Raw genomic sequence first — 11439 nt, forward strand, 5'->3', positions numbered from 1 at the left:
ATAACTAGAATGTAAAAAGCATAGAGGTGTTCAGAAGTGAAAGGAATTATACTCGCCGGAGGGTCCGGCACCAGGTTATATCCGATTACAAAAGCCATTTCAAAGCAATTGGTCCCGATTTACGATAAGCCAATGATTTATTACCCTTTATCGGTATTAATGCTTGCAGGAATCAAAGAAATTCTTATTATCTCTACACCAAATGATTTACCCCAATTCGAGAGGTTATTAGGAACCGGAGAAGATCTTGGTATCGAGATTTCATACCAGGTTCAAGAAGAGCCCCGTGGGTTAGCGGAAGCGTTCATATTGGGTGAAGACTTCATCGGCGATGACAATGTAGCTCTTGTACTTGGGGATAATATTTTCTATGGCCAAGGGTTCATGGAAGCGTTACAGCGGGCGGTAACTTTAGAAGAGGGAGCTGTCATCTTTGGATACTATGTCAGCAATCCTCAAGCATACGGCGTAGTGGAATTCGATGCCGAAGGAAATGTGATCAGTATTGAAGAGAAGCCTGAACAGCCTAAATCAAAATATGCAGTGCCCGGTCTTTATTTTTATGACAATGATGTGGTTGAGATTGCAAAGAACGTTCAACCTTCTCATAGAGGAGAGCTTGAAATCACCTCAATCAACGATGCATACTTGAAGCGGGGAACCCTTAAAGTTGAAACGCTTGGAAGGGGAATGGCCTGGCTTGACACGGGGACGCATGCCAACCTCCTGGAAGCCAGCAACTTTGTAGAAGTCGTGCAAAACAGGCAGGGGCTATACATTTCATGTGTCGAGGAAATCGCCTATAGGAAAGGGTTCATTACAAAAGAAAAATTACTATCTTTGGCGGAGCCGTTGTTAAAAACAGATTACGGAAAATATTTGGTTCAAATTGCTGAAACTAGATAATTGAAAGGTTGATATATTCAATGAAGACATACTTGGTAACTGGTGGAGCGGGATTCATCGGCTCAAACTTTGTGCTTTACATGCTGAAGAAATACGATGCAATCAAACTAATCAATATTGATTCCCTTACATATGCAGGTAATCTGGAGAATTTGAAAGAAGTAGAGGGGCATCCAAACTATACTTTTGTTCAAACTGATATCCGGGATGAGAAGAAAATCAGTGAGCTATTCGAGAACAATGATATTGATTATGTTGTCAATTTTGCAGCGGAATCACATGTGGATCGCAGCATCGAAAATCCATCTGTATTTGTAGAAACAAATGTAAATGGCACATTGAATCTACTAAACGTTGCAAAAAAATATTGGACTATCGGGGAAGATCAATACAAGCCTGGTAAAAAGTATATTCAAGTATCCACGGATGAAGTATATGGTTCATTAGGAGATACAGGATATTTCACTGAATCTACCCCATTAGACCCACACAGCCCATACTCAGCGAGTAAGGCTTCCGGTGATCTGATGGTGAAAGCATATGCTGACACGTATAAATTCCCTGTGAACATTACAAGGTGCTCAAACAATTACGGCCCTTATCAGTTCCCAGAGAAACTGATTCCTTTAGTCATTAATAATTGCCTGAACAAAGAAAGTCTTCCTGTTTATGGTGACGGCCTGAATATACGTGATTGGCTCTATGTTGAAGATCACTGTAAGGCAATCGACATGGTAATCAATGATGGAGAACAAGGGGAAGTCTATAATATCGGAGGACATAACGAAAGAACGAATATAGACATCATTAAAACCATCATTAAACACCTGAATGAAAAAGTCGATGCATCCATTACAGAAGATTTAATAACCTACGTGAAAGATCGAAAAGGCCATGACCGTCGTTATGGGATTGATCCACAGAAGATTTCAGATGAATTGGGCTGGCTTCCAGATACTGCGTTTGAAGAGGGAATCATTAAAACGATTGATTGGTATTTGGAGAATAGAGAGTGGACTCAAAACATTACTTCAGGTGAGTATAAAGATTACTATACAAACATGTATAAGTAATCGGAATTGGTATAAAGGGTTTGCTTGCGCAAACCCTTTATACCCTTTTAAGGATTTCCATTAAATCCACAGTACAAGGAGAAGACAATGAAAACTAAAGTGAAAGCAGTATTCAAGAATGTTTCACTCAAACATAACGTCAAGAGTGTAGAAATTGACGAAGAAAGTCGGCAGTTAAAGCTAACATTAACGAATATGGGAGTACTTCTTAAAAAATTGGTCATGGTGAAAGACAGAAAGTCTGGACGAAGGTTGTTGAGTGAAATAGTAGAAGGAACTACAACATTTTCTTTAGATCATCTTTCTGATCTTACTTCAGACGGAAAACTGGACTTTTATCTCATCGGAAAAATAGGGAAAAGAAGGATTCATAGACGAATTGGGTTCAACTCAAACTTGAAGCAAATTCATTTTATTGACGACAATTCAAAAACAGAATTTAAAGTAGTGAAAACCACAAAAAACAATTTAACGACAAATGTTCTTAAGACATCTTTTAAACAAGATACAAAAGAAATTAAAGGCATTGGAAAGAATTTTTACATCGCTGGGACGATAGAAGATCTTAACAACCAGAAGCCTGTTCAAGCGGAGCTGATTTTTAAGCGGAGAGATAACAACAAGTTCATAGGATTTAACTTAGAATTGAAAGAACACTCCCCTGGAATTTACGATTACAGCGGATTGATTTACCTAGATCGATTCAAAGAGCACATGGTTGTTAATTCCAGATGGGATGCCTTGATTCAATTACGAAACATCACAAGAGATGTTATCTTCCGCAGACCTCTTAATTTACAGAGTTATTCTAGTTTTGACAGAGAAGAAGATCGCTATCTTGTAAATGTTAATAACACGGAAGAGTACCTCACAGCTGCATATGCAACAATGGGGTTAAACAGCTTGGCTCTTTGGTACACAGATACTGCTCAATTCGCGAGGACATATAATATAGCAAAAGGTAAAACCATTTTTAATCAAGTGTCTGAATCTCAGCCATTAAATAGCAAGATGGTATTCTTTGAAAGCTTCTTTGGTAAGAATTATTCAGGAAATCCTAAGTATGTATATGAAGCCATGCTGAAAAACCCAGCCTACAAGGATTTTACATTTGTATGGTCCTATACAGGTCAGGAGGCTTCGGTTATTCCAGGTTCTCCAATTATTGTAGACAGACAATCTGGAGAATATTATGAATACCTTGCAAAGGCAAAGTATTGGGTCAGTAATATTGTCTTTCCGGTGCATCATAAACGTGAAGGAAATGTGTATCTTCAAACATGGCATGGGACGCCATTGAAAAAGCTTGGGTACGATATTGAAATTGAAGGTCCGGAAACCTTGGCGAGAGAAAACTTTTATACTGAGTCAAGGAATTGGGATTATTTAATTTCAGCAAACCCATACTCATCAGAGATTTTCAAAAGAGCGTTTAAATTTGAAAAAGAAGTACTGGAATATGGTTATCCTGCAAATGATGTCTTCCACAGCGACGACAAAAAAAATGTCGAGTTAAAAGCCAAGTTAGGGATTCCAGCAGACAAAAAGGTCATTCTCTATGCTCCAACATGGAGAGATGATGAAATGGTTGGATCATGGAATCATTCATTTGAATTAAAATTCGACCTTGAAGATTTTTATCAAAACTTTAAAGATGAGTATGTGTTGATATTAAGGATGCACCATCTTGTGAGTGACTCACTGGAGATTGACGATAAATATCAATCCTTTGTATATGACTGTTCAAAGTATGACGATATACAAGAACTTTACTTGGAAGCCGATCTTCTCATTACAGATTATTCATCTGTATTTTTCGATTATGCTAATTCCAAGAAACCGATTCTTTTCTACGCCTATGACTTTGAAAAATATAAAGACGAAATTCGTGGTTTCTATTTGGATATGGAGAAAGACCTACCAGGTCCCATCTTGAAAGATAGCGAAGAGTTAGTGAAAGCCGTGCGTTCAATTGATTCAATTAAAAGGGATTATGCGACCAAATACGATCAATTCTATGAGAAGTTCTGCGGATTAGAAGATGGAAAAGCGGCCGATAAGGTAGTTGAAAAAGTATTTAAATAACTTATATCAATCAGGTAAGGATGAGGTAGGAATGAATAAAAAGGTATTGGTATTTCCTTGTGGATCAGAAATAGGGTTAGAAATTAACAATGCCCTTAAGTTCGTCAAAGGTGTAACCCTTGTCGGAGGATCCAGTGTGAAGGATCACGGGAAATTTGTGTATAAAGAATATGTGGATGGATTCCCAAACATAGATGACGATGATTTTATCACCTATTTAAATAAAGTTATTTCTGAAGAGGGCATTGACTATATTTTCCCTGCTCACGATAGTGTTGTCTTAAAGCTAGCACAGCATCAACAAGAAATACCTGCAGAAGTTCTAACATCATCCGCTTATACATGTGAAATCAGCCGTTCAAAGAAAAGTACGTATGAATTGTTCAATGGAGAGTCATTTAATCCCGAGATGTATTCAAGTCTTGAACAGGTGAGAGAATATCCCGTGTTTTTAAAACCAAATGTGGGTCAAGGGTCAAAAGGGGTTGCTCTTGCCAATTCAAAGGAAGAAGCAGAATACCATCTTGATAAAAATGCAGATCTTTTGATTCTTGAGTATCTACCGGGTAAGGAATACACGATTGATTGTTTTACGGATAAAGAAGGGAAGCTGCGTTTCACTGGAATGCGGGAGCGTAGGCGAATCAAGAGCGGAATCAGTGTAAACTCACAAACTATAAAAATTGAAGAAGACGTAAAAGAGATTGCAAAGATAATCAATGAAAAACTCCCTTTCCGTGGAATGTGGTTCTTCCAAGTAAAAGAGGATGCAAATGGCTCTTATAAATTATTAGAAATTGCGCCGAGAATTGCAGGAACTATGAACCTGTATCGAAATAAAGGAGTAAACTTCCCACTACTGACAATCTTTGATCGGATGGGGTATGACATCTCTATCATTGAAAATGATTATTCAGTAGAGGTAGATCGGGCATTGACCAACCGTTTCACTCTTGATATGGAGTATGAACGTGTTTATATCGATTTCGATGATACAGTGACCCATGGGGACAAGGTCAATCCATTTGTCATGATGTTTATCTACCAGTGTCTTTCAAAAGAAAAAGAAATGATTCTGGTTACAAAGCATATTCACAAAATCGAAGAAACTTTGAGTAAACTCAAAATCGATAGGAACATCTTTGACGAAATCTTCCATATTTCACAATCGGATATTAAACATAAATATTTCAAGATGGATAAGTCGTCAATATTCATAGACGATTCTTACAATGAGCGTAAGCAAATCCATGAAACTCATAATATCCCAGTGTTTGACCTGGATGCAGTTGAATCCCTGATAGATTGGAGGTATTGAGCATGAAATCGGAATTGAAATTTAATACCCCAATTACGGTTACCCAACCAACGCTCCCTGATAAGGACACGTACCTTTCATATGTGAACGATATTTGGGAGCGGAAATGGTTGACAAACAATGGCCCTCTACACGATGAGTTTAAGCGTAAGCTGGAATATTACTTGGGTACCCAAAATGTTGAGTTATTTACCAATGGCCATCTCGCCCTGGAAATTGCACTGAAAACAGCTATAGAAGAAAAAGGGGAGATCATCACCACTCCGTTTACATTTGCTTCTACCGTACATGCAATCGTCAATAGCGGTTTTGAACCCGTATTTTGCGACATAGATCGGGAATCTTATAACATTGATGTCAATAAGATTGAGAAATATATTACCCCTAATACGAAAGCGATCGTTGCGGTCCATGTGTTTGGAATTCCTTGTGATGTCCAAGCAATAGAAAAACTTGCTAATAAGCACGGGTTAAAAGTCATCTACGACGCAGCGCATGCTTTTGGTGTGGAAATTGACGGAGAGGGCATATCGAATTTTGGGGATGTTTCCATGTTTAGCTTCCATGCGACAAAAGTATTCCATTCTATTGAAGGGGGAATGTTATCTTACCGTGATGCAGCCCTTTCAACTAAACTTATGGCAATGAAAAATTTTGGTATGGCGTCCCCCGATCAGGTGGATTACGTAGGGACGAATGCAAAGATGAACGAATTTCAAGCAGCTATGGGTTTGAGCAACCTGGAGATAGTCGATCAGAATATCGAGATTCGTAAGGCTGCTTATGAAACATACTTAGAGCATCTGTCAGGAATTGAGGGTCTTCAAACAACGACGATTCCACTAGGTGTGAAAGGGAATTATTCATACTTCCCGATCTTGCTGAAAAGTGAAAAGGTAAGAGATCAGTTAGCTGAGAAATTAAAAGAGTATAATGTGATTGCCAGAAAATATTTCTATCCCCTTTGTAATGAATTTAACTGTTATGATTTTAATGCCGATGAAACTCCGGTAGCTCATACGGTGAGCACAAGAATCCTTTGTCTTCCAATGCATGCAAACTTAACCGTTGAAGAAACAAATCAAATTTGCGACATCATTCAATTCGAATTAGGTGATATCAGTGAGTGAAGAAATAAAACTTAGTGTAGTCGTACTTGTTTATAATACAGAAGAATACCTTAGAGACTGTTTGGATTCTCTTGTGAACCAAACACTTAAAGGTATTGAGATTATTACAGTGAACGACGAGAGTCCCGATAACAGTCTATTAATATTGGAAGAGTACCAAGAGAAATACGAAAACCTGACAATCATTAATCAGAAAAACAGCGGTGGTGCGGTTGCGGGTAATAAGGGAGTCAGAACGGCAAAAGGGAAGTACGTTGCCATTGTAGATTCTGATGATATTGTCCCCCTTGATGCCTATGAAAAGCTCTATAATGAAGCTGAAAGAACTTCTTCTGAAATTGTTATCGGTAAAGCAAATATATTGATGGATGGTTTGCAGAAGGAAATACTCTATAAAAAAGAACGAGAAGTGTGGAAAGAAAATAGGGTAATCGAGAATATAGAAGATTACTTGGATATCTTTTATGATGCTTTCTATTGGAATAAGATCTTTAAGAGGGAGTTCCTATTAGAAACGGATTCACTGATGCCACCAGGCATGTTATATGCAGATAGACCAATGGTCCATAAAGCGTTCTTATATGCAAAACGTATAGCCATCATCACTGATCTGGTGTATCTATGGAGAAAGAGGGGTTCAGAAGCCGTTCATAAATCCATATCTCAAACCAATAGTGACATTAAAAACTTCCTTGACCGAATTGAATCATACGATTATCAGTTGAACTACTTTAACTCTTTCGGAAATGATTACGTGAAGAATGAATTCTTAAAAAGGAATTTAGATCGTTTCTTATTCCCAATCACCGGCGTAATCGAGAGTGAAAAGTTCAAAAAGGTGTATTTCAAAGAAGTCGAGCGGATTTTCTCTATGGTCGATGATATATATGATAATGATCTTGGAACCATCAAAAATCTTTACATTTATATGATATTGAATGGGATGTCAGATGAATTGATCGAGTTTCTTCAGGTCGAGCCTAAGGGAAGTATCCTAGAAGAGAAAGGATGCTACTACTGGGCGCTTCCTTCGTTCAGGAACAATCAATTTAACATCCCGGACGATCTCTTTAAGTTGAGAAAATTGCTACCACAATTGATTCAATTTGATGATGTGAAGATGAATGATACCAGTTTTGAACTGGTGAATCTTACAATCCCAGATGCCTTTGAGATTAAAAAACTTGAATTGCATGTTCGGTCTCGTATGAACATCGAAGAAACAAAGATATATGATATTAATCTGAAAGACCCTTCTGTAAATATTAATCTTAGCGACTTTGACAATACAGATGTTTACGATATCTATTTGACTGTTCATTATGATAAAAGTGTGGATATGTTCAGGATTACTTCAAGAATGTTCACAAATGTAGTCAAAAACATTACTAATGAATGGTTCAAACTATTTTTCACGAAGAAAAATAACTTATCTTTATTGGGTAGAAGCATTCATTTTAATGTGTTGAGAGCAGATGAAGAGAAAATTCATGTAGGTGTGGATCAATACCCTGCGAATAGATCACTTGAGCTATTCGTCCAAAACCGTGTTTCAAAAAGCAAGGTGTACTTCAAAACAGAAGAAAGTGCGTTCAGCTTGAATTGGATTCATTTCTTGGATGAAAACGCTACGTATAATCTCTATTATGAAATACACGGCCATAAGTTCAGGTTATCCGCAGGGCGAATTGCAGAGCTTCAAGAGAAGATCTTTGATTGGGATGACACGTCTGCCAAATTATATCGTACGGATAAGAATAATGTATCTATCGAATCTGGCACGTTCAAACGTAAAATCATTGGAATCAGAAAAAAGAAAAACAGAGTGTAACCTCGTAAAAAAGACAGACTGCCCTTATCTAAATCAGTCTGTCTTTTTATTTTGTCTAAAAATACATATATCTCATTTCAAATAATCCCCTTTGATAATCAGCTCCGAAGTGTTCAGCATTTCCTGTTTCTCCGCTCCCAGTCCTTCAACAATCCCGTCCTTCCCGATCATCAAAGACTTCGTCACATACCCGCCGCTCGGGATCACGACGGTCCCGGACGGTGAAGCAAGAAGGTTTTCACCGAGCCCCGATGTATAGGATGTCCCCACGATGGAGGCAATCGTCGGGTACACATCCACCTGGCCGCCATACGCATCGATTTCCTTTCCTTTTATCCCTGGGTTGTAGATCATGAACGGCACAGTGGCGTATTCCCGGTACCATTCCTCGGTAGAGATCGATTTGCCCTTCCATTTCTCGATCAGGGACTTGTCGCGTTCAAAGATCCCGTTGTGGTCGCCGTACAGTACGATGATGGAGTCTTCGAGCAGTCCATCGGATGCCAGTTCCTTTAAAAACAACCCTATGGCTTCGTCGGTGTAGCGCACGGTCTGGAGATAATCACCGAGCAGGGTGCCGCTCACTTCTTTGGGGAGGGAGAGGGACTGTTTCTCCACAGGAAGGTCATACGGCATGTGATTGGTCAGGGTAACGATCAGGGAGTAGAAGGGGGAGGGCTGCTCCTTCAATGTGCCCGCTGTCTCCGTGAACATTTCTTTATCGCCGACGCCCATTCCGACGAGTTCTTTTTGGGGGAACTGCTCAATGGTCTTGTAGTTCTCAAAGCCGAGTGATGGATACATCAAATGACGGTTCCAGAATGTCTTCTCGTCTGCGTGGACTCCGAGGGTCGAATACCCGTCCTCTTTGAGTGAGTTTCCGATGCTGTGGTACGTATTTGACGGATAGCGGAAGAAGACCGATCCGGACTTTAAAGGGTATAGAGCGGTTTGCGTCAGGAATTCGGCGTCAGAGCTGTTCCCTGCGATCGTCTGGGCGTAAAAGTGCGGGAAGGACAGGCTGTGCTTCATCATCCGGTTCATGGTCGGGGTGATTTCTTTGCCCCCGATCTCTTCGTTCAGGACGAAGCTTTGGAGGGACTCCACCTGGATCATGATGAGATTCTTGCCTTTTCCATAGGTCTTATAAGGGTGATCGGCCGGGTCCCGTTCAGCAGCGAAGGCCGTTCCGATCCGCTTCCTGTCATCATCGCTCAGTTTGTAGTTCCGGTCCCTGATGTAGGAATACGAATCCAGCATGTGATGGCCGATGAGGCCGTATTGGACAACGTGATCCAGAGAATCGTAGGCCTGGACAGGGTTCTCCATGTCGTCAACGAACATGAGCTTTGCGGGCTTCATGACCAGGAAGAGGAGACCGAGTGTGAGGAAGGGGATGACGCCCTTCACCATGGATCTTTTTTTCGTGTATGGAAACTTGCTCCATAGAAAGAAAGGCAGAACGACCAGGTCGACTACAAAGAGTAGGTACCGGAGCTTGAACAGATACGTGATGCTATCTCCGAGTCCACCGAGATTGGCCATCTGTCCGAAGATCGATAGGGTGATGGGGGAACTGTAATAATCGAGATATACGGCATTCGAAAGGAAGACAAGGGATACAAGAAGGGAAATCAGTCCACTGAATGCAAGTCGCCATTTTCCGCTGAACAGAAAGGACAGGCCGTAGCAGGCAAGAAGGAAGCCGATGGAGGTGGAAAAGACTCCGCTTGATAAGGGGGTATCGGTGAACGAGTGAAACAGGATCACTTTGAAGAAGAGCAGGATATAAAGGAGTTCATTTATGTACGTGAGTGGGTTTCGAAGCGTATGCATACAGTCACATCCTAGTAGAGTATAGGAATTAGTGTATGATTCCCTCTGTGGGATTATACGCCATAAGAAAAGGCTTGAGCGGTGGGCTCAAGCCTTGTTGGCGGCTTTCATATAAATCTCTTCGAACCGTGCGGCGGCGGAGTGGTGGGAGTACATCTGCTCGATCTTCGTCCGGGCGTTCCGGGCGAGCTGTTCGGCGAATGTGGGGGAGTCCAATACCTTCAGGATTGCTTCGGAAAGGCCGTCCACATCCTTCTCCGTCACGAGGAGACCGTCCTTCTCGTGCTCGATGATTTCCTTCAGACCGCCGACGGCGCCTGCGATGACAGGGGATCTTGAACCCATCGCTTCCAGGGCGGAAATCGAGGTCGCCTCTTCGACACCGTAGGAATGGACGCTCGGCACAAGGACGACATCCGACGTCCCGTACAGGTATTTCATCTTTTCATGAGGCACCGTGCCAAGGAAGAGGACATCACCCTCAAGGCCCTGCTGTTCGACTTCCTTCTTGATGGCAGGCATCTGTTCACCAGTCCCGGCATAGACGAGGACGGTATCGGGATGGCGGTCGAGGACCTTCCTGAGGGCGAGGGTCGGATAGATGACCCCGTTTTTCTCCGTCATCCTTCTTGGGACGAAGAGCATCTTCTTATCTCTGGGTATACCAAATTCCTCCCGTATGCCCGATAGATCAAGTTTTCCCGGGTCGAAGTCTTCTACGTCGATGAAATTTTTGATGGCTGTCGCTTCAACACCAGACATGGATTTTACATAATCCTTGATCCGCTGATCGACGGTGACCACTTCGTCGGCTAGGGTGTAGGCCCTTTTTTCGCGCTCGCGGACAGTGATGTCTTCCTTGCTTCCCTCTGCGATTGCCCCGCGGCTGATGGCTTCGAAAGAATAGTAGCCGTGTACCGTCTCCACGACGGGGATTCCGGTTCCTTCTGCTGCTAATGTGGCATAAACATCCTGGGTGTTCACGACGTCGTAATTGCCCTTGAGCTTGATCAATTCCTTGTGGATCAGCGTCATCCGGTTTTGATCGTTCATGAGCTGGCCGGATCCCGGTTTGATTTTGCTAGCGATGAATCCCGGTGCCTGGGCGTATGCTTTTCGCACGAGTGGATTCAGATCGGTGAAGGAGAGGACATCCACTTGGTGGCCGAGGGCCTCAAGACCATTCTTCAGGGTCGCTACATGGGTGGAGAGGCCGCCTTCATGGGGGTATTCGAATATGGTGGATAAAAGGATCTTCAT

Annotated in this window: 8 protein-coding genes; 6 read left to right on the forward strand and 2 right to left on the reverse strand. The window is 41.6% G+C overall.

The genetic code is table 11. From position 1 onward, the window contains the following. Positions 1–36: 36 nt before the first annotated feature. The 6 genes from rfbA to ABJ225_RS15745 all read left to right on the forward strand — a co-directional run bounded on the left by rfbA (position 37) and on the right by ABJ225_RS15745 (position 8343). Complete coding sequence (rfbA, locus tag ABJ225_RS15720) at positions 37–906, forward strand: glucose-1-phosphate thymidylyltransferase RfbA (protein ID WP_048004918.1); 870 nt, start codon at positions 37–39, stop codon at positions 904–906. A gap of 20 nt (positions 907–926) precedes the next feature. Next, positions 927–1979: a dTDP-glucose 4,6-dehydratase gene (gene rfbB, locus ABJ225_RS15725; protein WP_079514324.1), complete on the forward strand. Its 1053-nt coding sequence runs from the start codon at positions 927–929 to the stop codon at positions 1977–1979. An 87-nt stretch (positions 1980–2066) separates the two neighbouring features. Then, positions 2067–4064, forward strand: a complete 1998-nt coding sequence (locus ABJ225_RS15730) for a CDP-glycerol glycerophosphotransferase family protein (RefSeq protein WP_347321023.1) — start codon at positions 2067–2069, stop codon at positions 4062–4064. Next, complete coding sequence (locus tag ABJ225_RS15735; protein WP_347321024.1) at positions 4045–5382, forward strand: ATP-grasp domain-containing protein; 1338 nt, start codon at positions 4045–4047, stop codon at positions 5380–5382. Before ABJ225_RS15730 ends, ABJ225_RS15735 begins: the two co-directional genes overlap by 20 nt. A gap of 2 nt (positions 5383–5384) precedes the next feature. Beyond that, positions 5385–6512 (forward strand): DegT/DnrJ/EryC1/StrS family aminotransferase, encoded by a 1128-nt coding sequence (locus ABJ225_RS15740; RefSeq protein WP_347321025.1) that lies wholly within the window; start codon positions 5385–5387, stop codon positions 6510–6512. Next, on the forward strand, positions 6505–8343 hold the full coding sequence (locus ABJ225_RS15745) for a glycosyltransferase family 2 protein (RefSeq protein WP_347321026.1): 1839 nt from the start codon (positions 6505–6507) through the stop codon (positions 8341–8343). Before ABJ225_RS15740 ends, ABJ225_RS15745 begins: the two co-directional genes overlap by 8 nt. A 72-nt stretch (positions 8344–8415) precedes the next feature. Here ABJ225_RS15745 and ABJ225_RS15750 read toward each other — a convergent pair whose 3' ends face one another. Continuing rightward, positions 8416–10179 (reverse strand): LTA synthase family protein, encoded by a 1764-nt coding sequence (locus tag ABJ225_RS15750; protein ID WP_347321027.1) that lies wholly within the window; start codon positions 10177–10179, stop codon positions 8416–8418. A gap of 87 nt (positions 10180–10266) precedes the next feature. Then, the gene (locus ABJ225_RS15755; RefSeq protein ID WP_347321028.1) at positions 10267–11439 is read right to left on the reverse strand and encodes a glycosyltransferase family 4 protein; all 1173 of its coding nucleotides are present in this window, start codon (positions 11437–11439) and stop codon (positions 10267–10269) included.

The sequence above is a fragment of the Rossellomorea sp. RS05 genome, from assembly GCF_039822645.1.
Classification (GTDB): Bacteria; Bacillota; Bacilli; order Bacillales; family Bacillaceae_B; genus Rossellomorea; species Rossellomorea marisflavi_B.

What these genes read in the sequence shown, in the direction of transcription:
- rfbB (WP_079514324.1), top strand. Translation starts at nt 927, where the DNA reads ATGAAGACATACTTGGTAACTGGTGGAGCGGGATTCATCGGCTCAAAC.
- ABJ225_RS15730 (WP_347321023.1), top strand. Translation starts at nt 2,067, where the DNA reads ATGAAAACTAAAGTGAAAGCAGTATTCAAGAATGTTTCACTCAAACAT.
- ABJ225_RS15740 (WP_347321025.1), top strand. Translation starts at nt 5,385, where the DNA reads ATGAAATCGGAATTGAAATTTAATACCCCAATTACGGTTACCCAACCA.
- ABJ225_RS15750 (WP_347321027.1), bottom strand. Translation starts at nt 10,179, where the DNA reads ATGCATACGCTTCGAAACCCACTCACGTACATAAATGAACTCCTTTAT.
- ABJ225_RS15755 (WP_347321028.1), bottom strand. Translation starts at nt 11,439, where the DNA reads ATGAAGATCCTTTTATCCACCATATTCGAATACCCCCATGAAGGCGGC.